The sequence below is a fragment of the Paucibacter sp. PLA-PC-4 genome, from assembly GCF_026241155.1.
Lineage (GTDB): Bacteria > Pseudomonadota > Gammaproteobacteria > Burkholderiales > Burkholderiaceae_C > Roseateles_E.
This window is the reverse complement of the sequence record NZ_JAPFGP010000007.1, coordinates 105,280-124,274: the sequence shown is the minus strand read 5'-3', so window position 1 is coordinate 124,274 and position 18,995 is coordinate 105,280. Positions and strand designations below refer to the sequence as shown.

Genomic DNA, 18,995 nt, shown 5'->3' with positions numbered 1-18,995 from the left:
CGGCTCGAAAGTCGTCGGCTTTTCTGATGGTGCAGCCCTGTTGAGGCCACACCAACCGGGGTTTGCTAGCGTTGGGCTTATTCTGCCTCAGCAACCACTTGCACGGTCACTTCCGACACCACATCGGTGTGCGGAGCGACGCTGACGGCGAACTCGCCGACGGCCTTCAGCGGGCCCAGCGGCAGACGAATCTGCGACTTGCTCACAGCGAAGCCCAGCTTGCTCAGTGCATCGGCGATGTCGGCATTGGTGACCGAGCCGAACAGACGGCCGTCCACGCCAGCCTTTTGGCTGATGCGAACGGTCTTGCCGTTCATGCTGTCGCCCAGGGCTTGGGCGGCGGCCAACTTCTCGGCAGCGGCCTTTTCCAGCTCAGCGCGCTTGGCTTCGAATTCCTTGATCGCGGCGGCCGTGGCACGGCGTGCCTGGCGGGTCGGGATCAGGAAGTTGCGGGCGTAGCCGTCCTTGACCTTGACGACGTCGCCGAGGTTGCCGAGGTTCGCGACCTTTTCAAGCAGGATGATTTGCATGTTGGGTGTCTCCTCAGACCTTGTGCTGGTCGCTGTACGGCAGCATGGCCAGGAAGCGCGCGCGCTTGATGGCAACCGTCAGTTGACGCTGGAAGAATGCGCGCGTGCCGGTCAGACGAGCGGGCGTGATCTTGCCGTTTTCGCCGACAAAGTCGCGCAGGGTGTCGATGTCCTTGTAGTCGATCTGCTCGACACCGGTGACGGTGAAGCGGCAGAAACGCTTGCGACGGAACAACAGCGATTGTTGGTTGCGCTTTGGCTTCTTGTCTTTGGAGAAGCGACCTTTACCACGTGGCGGGGGCATATTAGACCTCTTTCAATTCAATCCGGATTCGAACAATGTGGCGCGGGACTGGGCGTCAGGGCGGTGATGTGGAAGATCGTTCCACGACCGTTGCGCATGGCGCTGAGGAAACCCGTGAACAGGGCATTACCTCCGACACCAAGCGCCTGAACGCGCTTGCAGATTTCACCGATGGCCACCGCACGTATCTCCATTGAGACCTTGCGGGGCCTGCCTGCTTCGTGCACCTGGGATTCATGCTTCAAGCTGAAGTCCAGGGCCGTCTGGCCGGCCGGCGTGTATCTGATCAATCCCAGCTCAAGCAGCTGCGCTTGCAAAACCAGTTGATTCACCGGCGTTTGCGCGTTGGGCTGCGCGAGCGTCACCAGCGCTTAGGCGTGGGCTTCTTGCTGAGGCGCCTTGCGGGCCTCTTCACGCTCGACCGACTTCATCATCACCGACGGGGTGGTCTCAGCCTTGGGCTTGACCACGGTCAGGTGACGCAGCACGGCGTCGTTGAAACGGAAGCCCGTCTCGAGCTCAACCAGCACTTCTTTGCTGCACTCGATGTTCAGGCACAGGTAATGGGCCTTGGCCAGCTTCTGGATCAGGTAGGCCAGTTGACGGCGACCCCAATCTTCGACGCGATGCACAGCACCACCACCTGCGGTGATCAGGCCCTTGTAGCGTTCCAGCATGGCCGGAACTTGTTCGCTTTGATCCGGATGGATCAGCAGAACGATCTCGTAATGACGCATAGATACTCCTTGTGGGTTCCAGACCGCTGGGCTCTCTTGAACCCGCACGACCTGAGGAAGCCGCCCCACAGCGTCAGCAATCGTGGGTACGGCAAGGGGGAAAGCCCGCGAGTATAACGCGAACCGCGATGCAACCGCAATGCACCGAAGGTCAGCGGCCCTGAAGGCCTCTTCTCGACCGCTCAGGGCGGCATGCGCACCGCATTGACAAACTCCTGCTGCGCGCGGCGCGGCGCCGGGCTCAGCAGGCTGACGATGATGATGGCTGCCGCGCCGGCCGGGACGCCGAACACGCCGGCCGAGATTGGCTGTATGCCCCACCACAGCTCGGGCACGCCGGGCAGCTTCAGCGCCGCATGCAGCCAGGGATGGGCGGTGACCATGTAGTAGGCCGTCACACCCAGGCCCACCAGCATCCCGGCCATCGCGCCCCAATGGTTGGCGCGCTTCCAGAACACGCCCAGCACCAGGGCTGGCACAAAGGCGGCTCCGGCAAAGGAAAAGGCTGCCGAGACCAGCAGCAGGATATCGGCCGGCTTTTGCGCCGCCACCGCCGCCGCCGCCAGCGCCGTCAGCAGCAGCAGGGTCTTGGAGATCATCACCCGCTGGGTCGCCGAGGCTCTGGGGTTGATGATGCGGTGATAGACGTCATGCGCCAGTGCGCTCGAGATCGTCAGCAGCAGGCCGTCAGCGGTGGACAGCGCCGCAGCCAGGCCGCCGGCCGCGACCATGCCCGAAACGACATAGGGCAGCCCAGCCAGCTCGGGCGTCACCAGCATCACGATATCGCTGCCGATATACATTTCTCCGAGCTGAAGGATGCCGTCCCGATTGATGTCGCTGACCGACAGCAGGCCCGGGTCGACCTTGCCCCATTGCGCGATCCAGCTCGGCAGCTGGTCGAACGGCGTGCCGACCAGGGTGTTGAAGACCTCGAACTTGACCATCACCGCCAGCGCAGGCGCCGTGAAGTACAGCAGCCCAATGAAGAGCAGTGACCAGCCGACGGACTCGCGCGCCTCGCGCACCGAGGGCGTGGTGTAGCAGCGGTTCAGGATGTGCGGCAGGCCGGCCGTGCCCACCATCAAGCAAAACACCAAGGCCAGGAAGTTGCGGCGCGATTCATCGAAGAGCTGCACCTGCTGGGCATCGCCATCCGGGTCGCCAGCAAAGGCCTGGGCATGCGGTGGCATGCCGGCCAACGGCCTGGCGCGCGCCTCGTCGGCGGCCATCAGCCGCAGCCACAGCTCGCGCGCCTCCGCAGGCGTCTTGGGCAGGGCAGCCAGGCGCTTCTCGGCAGCCTGAATCTGCGCCAGCGGCGCATCCTCCACCTTCAAGCGGGCGACATGGCGCAAAGCCTCGGCCCGCTCTTGGGCCAGCGCGGCCGGCACATCGCGCAGTTTCTGCTCGTAAGCGCGTACCCGCTCGCGCAGCACCTGGATCACCTGTTGCTCGGCCGGGTCACGCGCCAACTCGCGCTCGCGCTCACTGATCTTTTGCACCTGATACCCATACACGGCCTGCGGCACCGGCACCCCGGTCTGCTTGACGGAGAGCCAGATCACCGGCACAAGATAGGCAATGATCAGAATGATGTACTGCGCCACCTGGGTCCAGGTGACCGCCCGCATGCCGCCGAGAAAGGAGCACACCAGCACGCCGCCCAGACCGACGAAAACGCCAATCTCGAAGGTCAGCCCCGAGAGCCTCGTCGTGATCAGCCCAATGCCGTAGATCTGCGCGACCACATAGATGAAGGACACACCGATCGCCGATAGTGCCGCGATCAGGCGCACGGCATTGCTGCCATAGCGCTCGCCCAAAAAGTCGGGCACGGTGAACTGACCGAAGCGGCGCAGATAGGGCGCCAGGCACAAAGCCACCAGACAGAAGCCGCCGGTCCAACCCAGCACAAAGGCCAGGCCGCTGTAGCCGGACAGATACAGGGTGCCGGCCATGCCGATGAAGCTGGCCGCACTCATCCAGTCGGCCCCGGTGGCCATGCCGTTGTAGAAGGCCGGCACGCGCCGGCCAGCGACGTAGTACTCGGTCGCGTCGGTGGTGCGGCTGAGCACACCGATTCCGGCATAGACGCCAACGGTGGCGAACAGAAAGGAAAATCCGATCCAGCTCTTGGACAGACCCAGCCGCTCCAGCAAGGCCAGCAGCAGCACAAAGAGCACAAAGCCCAGCGTGTACCAGGCATAGATGCGGTTCAACCGCGCCTTCAATCCTGTGGCGGGCGTGGCTGTGGCGGACTGGGCGGTGGGGATGCTCACGCGCGGGCTCTCGTTTTCAAGCCGGCATCATGCGGGCGCCCGAACGCCGCGGCTATAGCGGCGAACCCGGGGCGCACACGCCCCTCGCCCAGGCCATCAGGAGTTCGCGCTGGCCAGGCGACTGGCGCGCGGGCGGCTCGGCAGCGCATGACGCAGGATGCGCCATATCACTTGGCCGAACTGCACAGGCAGCGAGCCGGTGTTGTAGTGCACGCCATAGCGCTTGCAAATGTCACGCACCACCGGCGCCATCTCGACATAGCGGTTCGCCGGCACATCGGGGAACAAATGATGCTCGATCTGGTGGCTCAGATTGCCGGACAGGGTGTTCAGCACAAACCCGCCCGCCAGATTCGACGAGCCACGGATCTGGCGCCAGTACCAGTGCGCGCGTGTCTCGTTCTTCAGCACACCCTTCGGGAAGGTCTCGACATCGGTCGTGAAATGACCGCAGAAGATGATGGTGTAGGTCCAGATATTGCGCAGACCGTTGGCCACCAGATTGCCGCTGGCCACCACCAAAAAGCCCGGGCCGGCCAGCAGCGGGAAGATCAGATAGTCCTTGATCAGCTGGCGGCTCATCTTCTTGAGCACCGGCACGCCGGCGCGGCGCAGCTCGGCGCGTGCGGCCTTCTTGCGCTTGCCAAAGAGCTGGCCCAGGCGCAAGTCCTGAATGGCAACGCCCCACTGAAAGAGCGCGGCAAAGATCAACGCATACAGCGGCTGGAACAGCGCCGCCGGAGTCCAGCGCTGCTCGGGGAACAGACGCAGCACGCCGTAGCCGATATCGTCGTCCAGGCCGTGAATATTGGTGTAGGTGTGGTGGCGGAAGTTGTGGGTCTTGCGCCAGTTGTCGCTGGTGCCGATGATGTCCCACTCGAACTGCTTACCCTTGAGGTGGGGGTCGCCCATCCAGTCGTACTGACCATGGATGACGTTGTGGCCCAGCTCCATGTTGTCCATGATCTTGGACAGGGCCAGGCTCAGCGTGCCCAGCACCCACAAGCCGATCAGCCAGGGCGTCGGCAAAAAGGCGCCGATCATCAACAGCGCGCGGCCGGCGAACTCGGTCCAGCGCACGGCCTTGAAGATGTTTCGGATGTAGCGCGCATCGCGCTCGCCCAAATCGGCCACGGTCTTGGCGCGCAGGGCCTCGATCTCGGCGCCAAACTTCTCCAGTTCGTCGTTGGCGAGATTGCGGGTCAGGGATTTGCTCATCTTGTTCTCAAAGATCCAGGCTGATGTCACTGCAAGCACGGCTCACGCACAGGCGCAAGGCGCTGTTGGGCTCGTGGTCTCGCTCACCGGTGTCGATGTTCTGGGCCAGCCCCTCGTGCTTGGTGCACACGCAGCTGTGGCAGATGCCCATGCGGCAGCCCGAGGGCGGGCGCAGCCCTTGGGCTTCCAGCGCCGACAGCAGGGTGTCGCCCGAGCTGATCGTCAGGCTGCGGCCGCTGCGGCGCAGCTGCACGGTGACCTGATGGGCATTGTCGACATTGATCGGCGCGGCAGGCGAAAAGGCCTCTGCCTGGAAGCTCTGCACATGCGGGCGCAGCAGCTGGCGCGCCGTCTCGACAAAACCGCCAGGGCCGCAGCCCAGCACCTGCAGCGCGCCGAGCTGGTCCAGCGGGCCGAGCAGCACTTCCAGCGGGGCAACACCAATGCGCGAGGCCGGCGCCACCGGATCTTGGGTCAGCTGCAAATGCAATTTGAAGCGCGGCTCGCGATCCGCCAGCGCTTGCAGCTCTTTGGCAAAGCACAGCTGCTCGGCAGTTTGGGCCCAGTAGATCAGGGTCAACGAGGCCGGCATGCCATCGGCGACCAGCGAACGGGTCAACCCCATCAGCGGCGTGATGCCGCTGCCGGCGGCCAAGAAAAGCCAGTCGCCCTGAGGCTTGGCCGGCAAGCACATCTCGCCATAAGCCTGGTCCAGTGGCAGCACATCGCCGACCTGGACCTGCTCGCACAGATGGTTGGACAGCAGACCGCCAGCGACTCGCTTGACAGTGATCGCGATCCGGCCGTCACGACGGGAGACGTCGGTGAGGCTGTAGCTTCGGGTCACCAGCCGGCCCTTGATCTCGGCTCCGATGTTCAGATGCTGGCCGGGCCTGAAGCCTCGCCAGTGTCGATTGGGCTTGAGCACCAGCGTGACGGCGTCGGACGATTCGGCCCGCCGCTCGACCACGCGGGCCAGCGGTCGCTCCCAGGTCCAGGTGCGGTTCAGGTGACCGAGCCAGAAGTCGAAGACGGCCGGGTCGACAAGGGGTTTGGCGAGGCGGCGGAGCAATCCGACGCGCTCAGGGGCGAGAGAAGACACACACACTCCGTTCGGCACGACCCCAGGGAGGCCGGCAAGATTCGGGACACAGTATACGGGCATAAACACATTCGTCTATACAGATGTATATCAATCGCCCTTCGGTATGATGCGCACTCTCGCACACCACCATGACAAGCCTTCTACTCAGCTCCGCCGACACCCTGCCGGACCCCCTCGCCCCTTCGGGCCCGGGACGCAAGGCGGTGATTTCGCGCGAGGACATCGTGCAGGCTGCCCTGAAACTGGTCGGGCCGCACCGCAGCGTCTCCACCCTGAGTCTGCGCGAGGTGGCCCGCGAGGCCGGCATTGCACCAAACAGCTTCTACCGCCAGTTCCGCGACATGGACGAGCTGGCTGTGACCTTGATCGATATGGCCGGCCAGTCGCTGCGCGACATCATCGGGGAGGCCAGGCGGCGCGCCAGCGATGGCAGCTCCGTGGTTCGCAGCGCCGTCCAGGCCTTCATGGAGCAGTTGCGCTCGGACGACCGGCTGCTGCACATCCTGCTGCGCGAGGGTACGGTCGGCTCAGACGCCTTCAAGCACGCGGTAGACAGGCAGCTGCTGTTCTTCGAGGAGGAACTGCGCCTGGACCTGATCCGCTTTGCCAGATCCAACAACACAGGCCTCTACGAGCCAGCCCTGACAGCCAAGGCCATCACCCGCTTGGTCTTCGCGATTGGCTCTACCGCGATGGACATGCCGCATGACAAGCTGCCCGAGCTGACCGAGCAACTGGTCATCATGGTGCGCATGATCGTCACCGGAACCCAGACCCTGGCGGTAGTCGGCTCGCCCGACCGCTGAGGCCAGTCCCCAGTAAGACAAGAGCCCGCAACTGCGGGCTCTTGTTTCTGAGTCCGGCGGCTCAGCGCTTGGCCAGGCGTTGCCAGGTCTCGATCACCGAATCCGGGTTCAGCGAGATCGAGACGATGCCCTCCTGGGCCAACCAGTCGGCGAAGTCCGGATGGTCGCTGGGGCCCTGTCCACAAATGCCGATGTACTTGCCGGTAGCGCGACAGGCGGTGATCGCGCGCGAGATCAGGGCCTTGACGGCCGAATCGCGCTCATCGAAATCACCAGCCAGCTGCTCCAGGCCCGAGTCGCGGTCCAGGCCCAGGGTCAGCTGGGTCAGGTCGTTGGAGCCGATCGACATGCCGTCGAAATGTTCGAGGAAGGCTTCGGCCAGGATGGCATTGGACGGCACCTCGCACATCATGATGATGCGCAAGCCGTCCTGGCCGCCCGACGCGGCGCGCTTCAAGCCGCGCTCGGCCAGCATCTCGACCACGCGCGCCGCCTGCTTCACGGTCCGAACGAAAGGCACCATGATCTCGACGTTGGTCAGGCCCATCTCGTTGCGCACACGCTTGAGGGCCTCGCACTCCATCGCAAAGGCGTCGGAGAATTCGCCGCTGATATAGCGCGAGGCGCCGCGGAAGCCCAACATCGGGTTCTCTTCATCGGGCTCGTAACGCGAACCGCCGATCAACTTGCGGTACTCGTTGCTCTTGAAGTCGGAGAGACGAACGATCACCGGGCGCGGGAAGAAGGCGGCCGCGATCGTCGCGACCCCCTCGACCAGCTTGTCCACATAGAAGGCGCGCGGCGAGGCATGGCCCCGCGCCACCGACTCCACCGCCTTCTTCAGGTCGGCATCGATGTTCGGGTAGTCGAGAATGGCCTTGGGGTGGACGCCGATATTGTTGTTGATGATGAATTCAAGCCGCGCCAGGCCGACGCCGGCGCTGGGCATCTGGGCGAAGTTGAAGGCCAGCTGCGGGTTGCCGACGTTCATCATGATCTTGATCGGGCAGTACGGCAGCTCGCCGCGATGCACCTCGCTGATCTCGGTCTCCAGCAGGCCGTCGTAGATGAAGCCGGTGTCGCCTTCGGAGCAGACCACGGTCACCAGTTGGCCGTCCTTGAGCTTCTCGGTCGCGTCGCCGCAGCCGACCACGGCCGGGATGCCCAGCTCGCGCGCAATGATGGCGGCGTGGCATGTGCGGCCACCGCGGTTGGTGACGATGGCGGCAGCACGCTTCATCACCGGCTCCCAGTTCGGGTCGGTCATGTCGGTGACCAGCACATCGCCGGGCTGGACGCGACCCATATCGGCAATGCTCTCGACCAGGCGTACCGGGCCCGTGCCGATCTTCTGGCCGATCGCCCGCCCCTCGGTCAGCACCGCGCTGTGTCCCTTGAGCTTGTAGCTCAGCTCGGCTTGACCCTCGGCCTGGCTCTTCACCGTCTCGGGCCGTGCCTGCAAGATGTAGATCTGGCCATCGACGCCGTCACGGCCCCACTCGATGTCCATCGGGCGCTCATAGTGCTGCTCAATGATCATCGCGTACTTGGCCAGCTCGATCACCTCGGTGTCGGTCAGCGAGTAGCGGTTGCGCGCCTCAGGCACGGTGTCCACGGTCTTGACAAGCTTGCCAGAGGCGGCCTTCTCCTGCGGCGTAGCGAACTCCATGCGAATCAGCTTGGAGCCGAGGTTGCGTCGGATGATTGGCAGTTTGCCCGCCTTCAGAGCCGGCTTGTGAACATAGAACTCATCTGGGTTGACGGCGCCCTGCACCACCGTCTCGCCCAGACCGTAACTCGATGTGATGAAGACCACGTCCTTGAAACCGCTCTCGGTATCGATCGTGAACATCACGCCGGCCGAACCCAGGTCGGAACGCACCATGCGCTGCACGCCGGCCGACAGCGCGACATCGGCATGGGCAAAGCCCTTGTGCACGCGGTAGCTGATCGCACGGTCGTTGTACAGCGAAGCGAACACTTCCTTCATCTTGTGCAGCACCTCCTCGATGCCGATCACATTCAGGAAGGTCTCTTGCTGGCCGGCGAACGAGGCGTCGGGCAGGTCTTCGGCAGTGGCCGAGGAACGCACGGCAAAGGACACGCCGGGGTTGTCGGCCGTCAGCTGCGCGAACGAGCTGCGAATGGCTTTTTCCAGCTCGGCCGGGAAGGGCTGCGCCTCCAGCCAGCCGCGGATCTCGGCGCCGGCCTCAGCCAGCGCGCGCACGTCGTCGGTATCCAGAGAAGACAAGCGGGCTTCGATGCGCTTATCCAGGCCCTCGTACTTGAGGAACTCGCGGAAGGCATGGGCCGTGGTGGCAAAGCCGCCGGGCACACGCACACCGGTGGCGGAGAGCTGCGAGATCATTTCGCCGAGGCTGGCGTTCTTGCCGCCAACGACCTCGACATCGCTCATTCTCAGATGTTCAAACGGGACGACCAGGGCGGTCGACTCAAAACGTGCAGACATGGGAAGGCTCCGTGATGTTGAAAATTCGGGGCTCCCACCGTGAGATTCACGGTCTGGACGCGCACAGCCACGGCTCCACCATTTCTGGATTCTTGTAGGAGGCGGGCGGGCTGCATGGGCAATGGGCGTCGCGGGATGTTCAGGCCGATTCTACGGGCAAGCGCCACTATGATGTCCAGGCACTTAGAAGCAGCACCCTATGCCCAATCGCACCGTGTATTTCGTCTCGGATGGCACCGGCATCACTGCCGAGACCTTCGGCAACTCCATCCTGGCCCAGTTTCCGACCAAGCCGCGCCATGTGCGCCGCCCCTTTGTCGACACGGCAGAGAAGGCCTATGCGGTGGTGCGAGAGATCAACGAGACCGGCGAGCGCGAGGGCAAGCGCGCCATCGTGTTCGCGACCCTTGTCGACCGCGATGTGCTGAAGATCATGCGTGACCATTGCACCGGCCGCGTGCTGGACATGTTCGGCACCTTCATCGAGCCGCTGGAAGACGAGTTCGAAGTCAAGTCCAACCACCGGGTAGGCCGCTTCTCCGACATTGCTCGCAGTCAGGAATATCACGACCGTATCGAGGCCATCAACTTTTCGTTGGCCCATGATGACGGCCAGTCGGCCAAGAACCTCGATGTGGCCGATGTGATACTGGTCGGCGTTTCGCGCAGCGGCAAGACACCGACCTCGCTGTATCTGGCCATGCAGCACGGCGTCAAGGCCGCCAACTACCCGCTGATCCCCGAAGACTTCGAGCGAGGCAAGCTGCCCGCCTCGCTGGCGCCGCACAAGAGCAAGTGCTTTGGGCTGACCATCGACCCGGAGCGGCTCTCGCAGATCCGCAACGAACGCCGTCCAGGCAGCAAGTACGCCGACATCCTGAACTGCCGCTACGAGATCAATGAGGCCGAGAAGATGATGAAGCGCGACGGCATCGCCTGGCTGTCATCGACCCACAAGTCCATCGAGGAAATCGCGACGACGATCCTGCGGGACATCCGGCCAGATCGGCTGATCTACTGAGGTGCCCGGTTCCGCGCTGGCCCTGGTGCTAGCCGCGGCCCTGCTGCACGCCATCTGGAATCTGGGGGCGAAGAAGGCCGACGGCAACCACCACTTCGTACTCGCCAGCGCACTGGCCGTGAGCCTGCTGTGGGCGCCGCTGGCTCTGTATCTCGGCTGGGACGAACTGCCGCGCTGGTCGCTGACGGCCTGGCTGGCCGTGCTGCTGAGCGCCGTGCTGCACCTGCTGTACTTCAACGCCCTGCTGGCTGGCTACCGGGCCTCCGATCTCAGCATCGTCTACCCGGTAGCGCGCGGCAGCGGGCCGGCGCTGTCGGCCATGGCCGCAGTGCTGATTTTCGGCGAGCGCCTGGGCCTGGCAGGCACGCTGGGCCTGCTGGGCGTGGTCGGCGGAATTGTGCTGATCGCGGCCGGTCCCGGCTTGTGGCGTCGGGGTGATCAGCAGTCAGCCCGACGCCGATCCCTCGGCCTGGCCTGGGGCGCGCTGACCGGCGCCTTGATCTGCGCCTATACCGTCGTCGACGCCTACTCGGTCAAGGTGCTGCTGCTCTCGCCGCTGCTGCTGGACTGGCTGTGCAATGTGCTGCGCGTGCCTTTCGCACTGCCGCAGGTGCTGCGCGACGCCAGCGGCTTCATGCCGGCACTGCGCCGCCAATGGCCGTACGTGCTCTTGATGGCCGTGTGCAGCCCGCTGGCCTACATCCTCGTGCTGTACGCAATGCAGATGGCACCGCTGTCACGGGTGGCGCCGATGCGCGAGCTGTCGATGCTGATCGCAGCCCTACTGGGCGGGCAGTTGCTCAAGGAGGACGAGCGCCACTGGCGATTGCTGGGCGCCGGCTGCATCGCCGGCGGCGTGATCGCGCTAGCCTTGTAGCCGCTGCCTCGCCGATTCGTAGAGGCAGATCGCCGCCGCGCTGCCGACATTCAGCGACTCCTCGCCGCCGGGCTGTGGGATGCCCACGGTCAGGGCGCAGCGCTGCATCAGCTCGAGCTGCACGCCCTGCCCTTCATGGCCCATGACCCAGGCGCAGGGATTGGGCAGCTGCAACTGATGCAATTGCTGGCCGGCATGCGAGCTGGTCGCGACCAGGGGCACGGCCAACGCGTCGAGATCGGATGGAGCCAAGCCCTCGATCAGGCGCAGGCCGAAATGCGCGCCCATGCCGGCGCGTAGTACCTTGGGACTCCACAGCGCTGCAGTGCCCTTCAGGGCCAGGATTTGGCGAAAGCCCATCGCCGCCGCATTGCGCAAAATCGTGCCGACATTGCCGGCATCCTGCAGCCGGTCCAGCACCACCGAGTCCAGGCCCGGCGTCAGGACCTGAGCTTGGGGCCCCATCCCGGCATACGGGACCTCGAAACCGATCTGCGCCGGCGACTCCAGGCCGCTGAGTGTCTTGAAGAGGGCGTCCGGCACGACCAGCACTTTGGGCGCGGCATCGGCCAAGGCCTGCAGCGCGGGCGATTGGGCATAGCCGGTCTCGGTCACCACCGCCAGGCTCACCGCATGGCCGCGCTGCAGGCAGGCGCGCGCCAGATGGTCGCCCTCCAGCCAGACCGAGCCCAGCCGGCGGTACGCGCTGCCGTCATGCGAGAGTTTACGCAGGCGCTGCAGCACCGGGTTGTCGCGCGAGGTGATGTGCAGAACTTGGCTCATGAGGATTCCAGCAGCTGTCGCACCGGGCCGAAGCTGCGCCGGTGCCAGGCGCACGCGCCGTGTGCGCGCAGGGCCGCGAGATGGTCGGCGGTCGGATAGCCCTTGTGGCCGGCGAAGCCATAGGCAGGATGCAGCTCGTGCATGGCAAGGCACTGGCGGTCGCGCGTGACCTTGGCCAGGATGGAGGCGGCCGAGATCGCCTGCACTTTCGAGTCGCCCTTGACGATGGCCTCGGCCGGAATTTTCAGCACCGGCAGGCGATTGCCGTCGACCAGCACCTTGGTGGGCTTGAGCCGCAGGCCCTCGACCGCACGGCGCATCGCCAGCATCGTCGCCTGCAGGATATTGAGCCGATCGATCTCCTCGACGCTGGCCTCGGCGATACAGCAGCACAGCGCCTTTGCGCGGATCTCGTCGAACAGGCGCTCGCGCTTCTTCTCGGTCAGCACCTTGGAATCGGCCAGGCCCAAGATCGGGTGCAGCTCATCGAGGATCACCGCCGCAGCCACCACCGGCCCGGCCAACGGGCCGCGGCCAGCCTCGTCGACACCCGCGATCAAGCCGGGCGCGTCCCAGCTCAGGCCTAGCTGTTGCGGCATGGACTCAGGCATGACCGATGACCTTCGCGATCGCATCGGTGGCCAGTTGAGCCGTGTTGCGGCGCAGGGTCTCGTGCTGCTGTTGGAAGCGCGCTTGCGCTCGCGCGTAGCGCGCACCATCGTCCAGCCAGGCCAGGCCCTCGCGTGCCAGGGCCGCCGGTGTGCACTCGTCTTGCAGCAGCTCGGGCACCAGGAACTCCTGGGCCAGCACATTGGGCAGGCCCACCCAAGGCTGGTAGCGCCGGCTCTTGATGCGCTGCCAGTTGAGCCAGTGCATGCGGTAGGCAATCACCATCGGGCGCTTGAACAGCGCCGCCTCAAGAGTCGCCGTGCCGCTGGCCACCAGCGTGATGTCGCAGGCGGCCAGCGCCTCGTGCGATCGGCCGTCGAGCAGCAGCAGGTCCAGCCCCGGCGGCAGCAGCGGCGTGATCAGCTCGCGCAGCCCCGGCGCCACAGGCATGACGAAGCGCAGCTCAGGCCGCGCGCGCTGCATGAGCAGTGCGGCCTGTAGCAGCGGTGCGGCGATATAACGGATCTCGCTCTTGCGGCTGCCCGGCATCAGGGCAACGACGGTATCGCCCTCGCCCAGACCCAGCGCCGCGCGACTGGCCGCCTTGGGCGGCTCCAGCGCAATCGCATCGGCCAACGGGTGGCCTACATAGCTCGCCGCGATGCCGGCGCGCTGCAGCAGCTCGGGCTCGAAAGGGAACAGGCACAGCACATGATCGACCGAGCGGCGGATTTTGTCGACGCGCTCGCCGCGCCAGGCCCAGATCGAGGGGCAGACGAAGTGGATGGACTTGATGCCGGCGGCCTTCAGCTGCGCTTCCAGCGCGAAGTTGAAGTCGGGCGCGTCGATGCCGATGAAGGCACGCGGCGCATCGGCCAGCAGCCGGCCACCGAGTTGCCGGCGGATCGCCAAGATCTCGCGCAGATGCAGCAAGGCATCGACATAGCCGAATACCGAGAGCTTGTGGTGCGGCCACCAGGCCTCGAAGCCCTGCGCCGCCATGCGCGGGCCGCCGATGCCTTGGGCCACCAAGTCCGGCCAGCGCTGGCGCAGGCCCGCCAGCAGCAGGCCGCCGAGCAGATCACCGGAGGCCTCGCCGGCCACCATGCCAAAGCGGGGCGCGGTGTCGTTCATGGTGTCAGCGGATGATGCCGCGGGTGGCGGTGTGCAGGAAGTCCCGCATCAGTTGCACCGTGTCCTTGGCCTCGGGGTGCGAAGCCTGCAGGCCGGCCATCTCGATCTCGGCTTGGGCCACGGTCAGACCGCGGCGGTAGAGGATGCGGTACATCTGCTTGACCGCATTGATCTGTTCAGGCGTGAAGCCACGACGCTTCAGGCCTTCTTGGTTGAAGCTGCGCGCCTCGGCCGTGTTGCCAGCCGCCATGATGAAGGGCGGCAGATCCTGGAACAGGATGGAGCCCATCGCCGTCATGCTGTGCGCGCCGATGTGGACGAACTGATGAACAACAGTGAAGCCCCCCAGGATGGCCCAGTCACCGACATGCACATGGCCGGCCAGTTGCGCGTTGTTGGCGAAGATGGTCTTGCTGCCAACCTTGCAGTCATGGGCCAGATGCACATAGGCCATGATCCAGTTGTCGTCGCCCAGTGCGGTGATGCCGTCGTCTTGCGTCGTGCCGCGATTGAAGGTGCAGAACTCGCGCACCACATTGCGGTCGCCGATGATCAGCTGCGTCGGCTCGCCTGCGTACTTCTTGTCCTGCGGCGCCGCGCCGATGGAGCAGAACTGGTAGATCTGGTTGTCGCGGCCAATCGTCGTCGGCCCTTGCAGCACACAGTGCGCACCCACGGTCGTTCCGGCGGCTATCTTCACGCCGGCCTCGACGACGGTGTAGGGGCCGACCTGGACCGAGCTGTCCAGCTCGGCCTTGGGGTCGATCAGTGCCGTCGGATGGATGTTGGACATGGCGCGGCGCTCCGGCGAGTTCAGCAGTCGATGCGCCGCATCGTGCACATCAGCTCGGCCTCGCAGGCCAGCTCATCGCCGACCCAGACTTTGCCGGTGAATTTGTAGATCGAGGCCTTGGCGCGATCCAAGGTGACGTCCAGCACCAGCTGGTCGCCCGGCTCGACCGGGCGCTTGAAGCGCGCACCGTCAATGCCGGCGAAATAGCAAACCGTCTTGTCGTCCAGCTCAGCATCCAGGCTCACCAGGGTCAGGACCGTGGCGGCCTGGGCCAGCGCTTCCAGCATCAGTACGCCGGGCATCACCGGACGGTGCGGGAAATGGCCGAGGAAATGCGGCTCGTTGATGCTGACGTTCTTCAGCGCGCGGATGCGCTTGCCCTTCTCGATTTCCAACACGCGATCAACCAGCAACAGCGGATAGCGATGCGGGATCTTCTTGAGGATCTGATGGATGTCCATGGATGTCGTCATAACTTCTTTTCCAGCGCCCGCAGGCGCTCACGCAGCGCGTGCAATTGTCTCAATGTGGCGGCGTTCTTTTCCCAGCTCGCATTGTCGTCGAAGGGAAATACGCCGCTATAGGTGCCGGGCTTGGTGATCGAGCGGGTCACAACGGTGGCGGCCGAGACATGCACGCCATCCGCCAGGCTCAGATGCCCCAGCACGATGGCGCCGCCGCCTACGGTGCAATGCCTGCCGATGACGGCACTGCCGGCCACGCCGGCGCAGCCGGCCATCGCCGTGTGGGCGCCGACGCGCACGTTGTGGCCGATCTGCACCAGGTTGTCGAGCTTGACACCGTCTTCGAGAACCGTATCACCGAGCGCACCGCGGTCAATGCAGCTGTTGGCACCAATCTCGACATCGTCGCCGATGACAACCGCGCCGAGCTGCTCGATCTTCTCCCAGCGGCCCTGCCCGTCATCCGATTTTGTGGGCGCGAAGCCGAAGCCGTCGGCGCCGATCACGGCGCCGCTGTGCACGATGCAGCGCGCGCCGATGCGGCAATCAAAGCCCAGCGTGATGCGCGGCGCCAATCGGCTGTCGGCGCCGACGCTGGCGCCACGCTCGAGCACGCAGTGCGCGCCGATGCGCGCACCGGCAGCTATGCGCACCCCGGCCTCGATCACGGCCAGCGCTCCGATGTCCACGCCCTCACCCAGTTCGGCATCGGGATCGATCACCGCGCTTGGGTGGATGCGCGCCGGGGCCGACGGACGCACCCGCACGGCCCACCACCGGGTCAGCCGTGCAAAGTAGAGATAGGGATCGGGCGTGACGATGTAGGCACCGCCGCGCTCGGCGGCGGCCTCAGCCATCGCCGGACCCACGATCACGCAGCCCGCCCCTGTGGCCGCCAGCTGCGAGCGGTAGCGCGGGTTGGCCAAAAAGGCGATGGTGGCGGCGTCCGCGCCCTCAAGCGGTCCTATGCGCGCGATGCGCAGATCGGAGGCACCAACAAGATCGCCGCCCAGGGCGGCGATCACTTCGTTCAGCGCGGCGCTGAAGCTCACTTCTGCGAGTTGAGCGCGTCGATCACCTTCTTGGTGATGTCGATGCGGTTGCTGGCGTGAAGCGCATCCTGCACGATCAGGTCGTACTTGTCGGCATCGAAGATCTGCTTGATGACCTTGTTAGCCCGGTCGACCAGCACCGACAGCTCTTCGTTCTTGCGCTGCGTCAGATCTTCCTGCCACTCGCGGCGCTTGCGCTGCAGGTCGCGGTCAGCCTCGACCAGATCGCGCTGGCGGCGAGTCTTCTCGGCCTCGCCCAGAGTCGGGGCATCCTTCTCCAGCTTGTCGGCGGCGCCGCGCAGCTTGGTTTCCAGATCCTTCAGCTCTTTCTCGCGCTTGCCGAATTCGGCCTCCAGCTTGAGCTGTGCTGCCTTGGCCAGGTTGGCCTCACGCATCACGCGCTCGCTGTTGACGTAGCCGATCTTCACTTCTTGCGCCTGCGCCGACAGGGTCGATGCACACACCATGGCAGCCAAGGCCACCGATTTCAACAGCTTGCTCTTCATCAGAATGCAGTCCCGATCTGGAATTGGAATTTCTCGATTCTATCCGTGGGCTTCTTGCGCACCGGCGAACCATAGCTCATCTTCAACGGCCCCATGGGAGAGAGCCAGCTCAAACCGATACCAGCCGAGGCCCGTACCGAGTCGCCGGTGATCTTCTCACCATCGCGCCACACATTGCCGGCATCCATGAAGCCGAACAAGCGGAAGGTCTTGTCATTGCCTGCACCTGGAACGGGCACATACAGCTCGGCGTTGACATTGATGCGGCGGCTGCCACCTGAATAGGAGCCGGTCACGTCGACCGGGCCGAGCGAATTCGCCTCGAAGACTCGCACCGAACCCAGACCGCCGGCATAGAAGTTCTTGAAGATCGGGTAGGGGCGACCGCCAAGGCCCTTGCCCCAGCCCAGCTCGCCGTTCAGGCCCAGCGTGAACTTGTTGCCCAGCGGGATGTAGTGCTGGTATTGCAGATTGGCACGCGCATAACGGGAATCTCCGACCGCGCTGAGCTCCAGATTGACGCGCTGGTACTTGCCAGAAGTCGGCGACAGGATGCTATCGCGGTCGTCGCGCTGCCAGCCTATCGTCAATGGGATTGCCATGCTGGACGAACCGAACTGGTTGCGGAACAGGAAGTAGCTATTTGGCAGGCCAGCTGAGGTGGTGATCCGGGTCAGCTCATAGCCGAGGCCGAAGAACACAGTATCGACCTCGGAGAAGGGCACGCCAAAGCGCACAGCGGCACCATGGCTGACCAACTCGTACTCCTCGCCCAGCGTGTTGATCGGCTTGGTCGTGCGGTAAAACAGATCGATCGCCCGCGAAACGCCGTCAACCGTGAAGTAAGGGTCCACCGTGCTGAGCACCAGCGCACGGCCGGTCTTCGCGGTGTTGACCTCGATACCCAGGTAGTTGCCCGAACCGAACACATTGTCCTGTTTGATCGAACCTGACAGCGACAGGCTGTTGGCGCTGGAGTAGCCGGCACCGACCATGATGTTGCCGGTCGGGCGCTCCTCGACGGTCAACGTCACATCGACCTGGTCAGGCGCGCCAGGCACCTCGGTGGTGTCGATCTCGACTTCCTTGAAATAGCCCAGGCGCTCGACGCGGTCGCGCGAAGCCTTGATGCGGCGGCCGTCATACCAGGCCGACTCGAACTGACGGAACTCGCGGCGTATCACCTCGTCGCGAGTGCGCGTGTTGCCGGAGATGATGACCCGGCGCACATAGACGCGGCGCTGCGGCTCGGCCACAAATGTCACGACCACCTGGCCGGTGGCACGGTCGATCTCGGGCCTGCTCTCCACGCGCGCGAAGGCATAGCCGTAGGTGCCGTAAAGATCGGTAAAGAGGCGGGTCGTCTGGGCCACGGCCTCGCCGCGATAGGGCTCGCCCGGCTTCAGCGCGATCAGGCTCTTGAAGTCTTCCTCGCGGCCGAGGAACTCGCCTTCGAGCTTCACCTCGGTCACCGTGTAGGGCTGCCCTTCGTTGACGGTGATTGCGACATTGATGCTCTGCTTGTCCGGCGAGATCGTGACCTGGGTCGAGGTGACGGCGAACTCCAGATAGCCACGGTTCAGATAGTAGGAGCGCAGGGTCTCCAGATCAGCGTTGAGCTTGGCACGCGAGTAGCGGTCGGTCTTGGTGTACCAGGTCAGCCAGCCGCTGGTGGTCTGCTCCAGCAAGCCGGTCAGGGTGCTCTCCGAGAACACCTTGGAGCCGAGGATGCGGATCTCGCCGATTTTTGCCGGTTCACCCTCAGTGACGGCAAAGCTCACGTTGACGCGGTTGCGCTCCAGCGGCGTGATGGTCGTACTGACCTCGGCGCCGTACAGGCTGCGAGTCAGGTACTGCCTCTTGAGCTCCTGCTCGGCGCGGTCGGCCAGGGCCTTGTCGAAGGGCTTGCCCTCGCCGATGCCAACGTCCTTCAATGACTTGGTCAAGGCCTCGGTGTCAAACTCCTTCAGGCCGATGAAGCTGACATTGGCGATGATGGGCCGCTCCTCGATAACGACCACGGCCGAGTCGCCATCGATCTGGATGCGCACATCCTTGAACAGGCCGGTCGCGAACAGCGCGCGCAGCGCCGCCACGCCCTTCTCGTCGTTGTAGGTGTCACCGATGCGAAAGGGCAGCGATGCGAACACGGTGCCGGGATCGGTGCGCTGCAGACCCTCGACGCGGATGTCCTTCAGCACAAAAGGATCGACGGCCCAGGCTGCGCCCGACTGCAGCGCGGCGGCCAACGCCAAAGCCAGGATTGACGGGCGCATCAGCGCAGACTTGCAATGAGATGAGGACATG

19 protein-coding genes are annotated in these 18,995 nt (G+C 64.7%); 3 read left to right on the top strand and 16 right to left on the bottom strand.

The window, feature by feature from the left end:
• Positions 1-77 precede the first annotated feature (77 nt).
• The 7 genes from rplI to OOZ63_RS12655 form a co-directional block, all read right to left on the bottom strand.
• Complete coding sequence (gene rplI, locus OOZ63_RS12685) at positions 78-530, bottom strand: 50S ribosomal protein L9 (RefSeq protein ID WP_137941788.1); 453 nt, start codon at positions 528-530, stop codon at positions 78-80.
• Between the two features lie 13 nt (positions 531-543).
• Complete coding sequence (rpsR, locus tag OOZ63_RS12680; RefSeq protein WP_137941787.1) at positions 544-834, bottom strand: 30S ribosomal protein S18; 291 nt, start codon at positions 832-834, stop codon at positions 544-546.
• Between the two features lie 17 nt (positions 835-851).
• The gene (gene priB / locus OOZ63_RS12675) at positions 852-1,199 is read right to left on the bottom strand and encodes a primosomal replication protein N (RefSeq protein WP_266005856.1); all 348 of its coding nucleotides are present in this window, start codon (positions 1,197-1,199) and stop codon (positions 852-854) included.
• Positions 1,200-1,205: 6 nt separating this feature from the next.
• Entirely contained in the window at positions 1,206-1,571 is a 366-nt protein-coding gene (gene rpsF / locus OOZ63_RS12670; protein ID WP_266005855.1) for a 30S ribosomal protein S6, read from the bottom strand.
• Between the two features lie 182 nt (positions 1,572-1,753).
• On the bottom strand, positions 1,754-3,850 hold the full coding sequence (locus tag OOZ63_RS12665) for a VC_2705 family sodium/solute symporter (protein ID WP_266005854.1): 2,097 nt from the start codon (positions 3,848-3,850) through the stop codon (positions 1,754-1,756).
• 96 nt (positions 3,851-3,946) lie between these two features.
• Positions 3,947-5,068, bottom strand: a complete 1,122-nt coding sequence (locus OOZ63_RS12660) for a fatty acid desaturase family protein (protein ID WP_266005853.1) — start codon at positions 5,066-5,068, stop codon at positions 3,947-3,949.
• A gap of 7 nt (positions 5,069-5,075) precedes the next feature.
• Positions 5,076-6,170 carry a ferredoxin reductase gene (locus OOZ63_RS12655; protein WP_266005852.1) on the bottom strand — a complete coding sequence of 365 codons (1,095 nt, stop codon included), beginning with the start codon at positions 6,168-6,170 and terminating at the stop codon, positions 5,076-5,078.
• A gap of 131 nt (positions 6,171-6,301) precedes the next feature.
• On the opposite strand from OOZ63_RS12655, the gene fabR reads away from it, so the two are divergent.
• Positions 6,302-6,979, top strand: a complete 678-nt coding sequence (gene fabR, locus OOZ63_RS12650; protein WP_266005850.1) for an HTH-type transcriptional repressor FabR — start codon at positions 6,302-6,304, stop codon at positions 6,977-6,979.
• Positions 6,980-7,040: 61 nt separating this feature from the next.
• On the opposite strand, the gene ppsA is transcribed toward fabR, so the two are convergent.
• A complete protein-coding gene (ppsA, locus tag OOZ63_RS12645; RefSeq protein WP_266005848.1) occupies positions 7,041-9,449 on the bottom strand; it encodes a phosphoenolpyruvate synthase in 2,409 nt (802 codons plus the stop codon).
• A gap of 199 nt (positions 9,450-9,648) precedes the next feature.
• Here ppsA and OOZ63_RS12640 point away from each other — a divergent pair, with 199 nt between their 5' ends.
• On the top strand, positions 9,649-10,470 hold the full coding sequence (locus tag OOZ63_RS12640) for a pyruvate, water dikinase regulatory protein (RefSeq protein WP_266005847.1): 822 nt from the start codon (positions 9,649-9,651) through the stop codon (positions 10,468-10,470).
• Position 10,471: 1 nt separating this feature from the next.
• Positions 10,472-11,347: a DMT family transporter gene (locus tag OOZ63_RS12635; protein WP_266005846.1), complete on the top strand. Its 876-nt coding sequence runs from the start codon at positions 10,472-10,474 to the stop codon at positions 11,345-11,347.
• On the opposite strand, the gene OOZ63_RS12630 is transcribed toward OOZ63_RS12635, so the two are convergent.
• Genes OOZ63_RS12630 through bamA form a run of 8 tightly spaced genes read right to left on the bottom strand, consistent with a single transcriptional unit; the run spans position 11,336 to position 18,964 of the window.
• On the bottom strand, positions 11,336-12,130 hold the full coding sequence (locus tag OOZ63_RS12630; RefSeq protein ID WP_266005845.1) for a TrmH family RNA methyltransferase: 795 nt from the start codon (positions 12,128-12,130) through the stop codon (positions 11,336-11,338). The two genes, OOZ63_RS12635 and OOZ63_RS12630, sit on opposite strands and share 12 nt — an antisense overlap.
• Positions 12,127-12,765 (bottom strand): ribonuclease HII, encoded by a 639-nt coding sequence (gene rnhB, locus OOZ63_RS12625; protein WP_323055745.1) that lies wholly within the window; start codon positions 12,763-12,765, stop codon positions 12,127-12,129. Before rnhB ends, OOZ63_RS12630 begins: the two co-directional genes overlap by 4 nt.
• A complete protein-coding gene (gene lpxB / locus OOZ63_RS12620) occupies positions 12,734-13,873 on the bottom strand; it encodes a lipid-A-disaccharide synthase (RefSeq protein ID WP_266005843.1) in 1,140 nt (379 codons plus the stop codon). The genes rnhB and lpxB overlap by 32 nt, the downstream gene beginning before the upstream one ends.
• 4 nt (positions 13,874-13,877) lie before the next feature.
• Positions 13,878-14,666: an acyl-ACP--UDP-N-acetylglucosamine O-acyltransferase gene (lpxA, locus tag OOZ63_RS12615; RefSeq protein ID WP_266005842.1), complete on the bottom strand. Its 789-nt coding sequence runs from the start codon at positions 14,664-14,666 to the stop codon at positions 13,878-13,880.
• A 20-nt stretch (positions 14,667-14,686) separates the two neighbouring features.
• Positions 14,687-15,127 carry a 3-hydroxyacyl-ACP dehydratase FabZ gene (gene fabZ, locus OOZ63_RS12610; RefSeq protein ID WP_266005841.1) on the bottom strand — a complete coding sequence of 147 codons (441 nt, stop codon included), beginning with the start codon at positions 15,125-15,127 and terminating at the stop codon, positions 14,687-14,689.
• 8 nt (positions 15,128-15,135) lie between these two features.
• Positions 15,136-16,182 carry a UDP-3-O-(3-hydroxymyristoyl)glucosamine N-acyltransferase gene (gene lpxD, locus OOZ63_RS12605; protein WP_266005840.1) on the bottom strand — a complete coding sequence of 349 codons (1,047 nt, stop codon included), beginning with the start codon at positions 16,180-16,182 and terminating at the stop codon, positions 15,136-15,138.
• Entirely contained in the window at positions 16,179-16,688 is a 510-nt protein-coding gene (locus OOZ63_RS12600; protein WP_266005839.1) for an OmpH family outer membrane protein, read from the bottom strand. The genes lpxD and OOZ63_RS12600 overlap by 4 nt, the downstream gene beginning before the upstream one ends.
• Complete coding sequence (gene bamA / locus OOZ63_RS12595) at positions 16,688-18,964, bottom strand: outer membrane protein assembly factor BamA (RefSeq protein ID WP_266005838.1); 2,277 nt, start codon at positions 18,962-18,964, stop codon at positions 16,688-16,690. Before bamA ends, OOZ63_RS12600 begins: the two co-directional genes overlap by 1 nt.
• Positions 18,965-18,995: the final 31 nt, after the last annotated feature.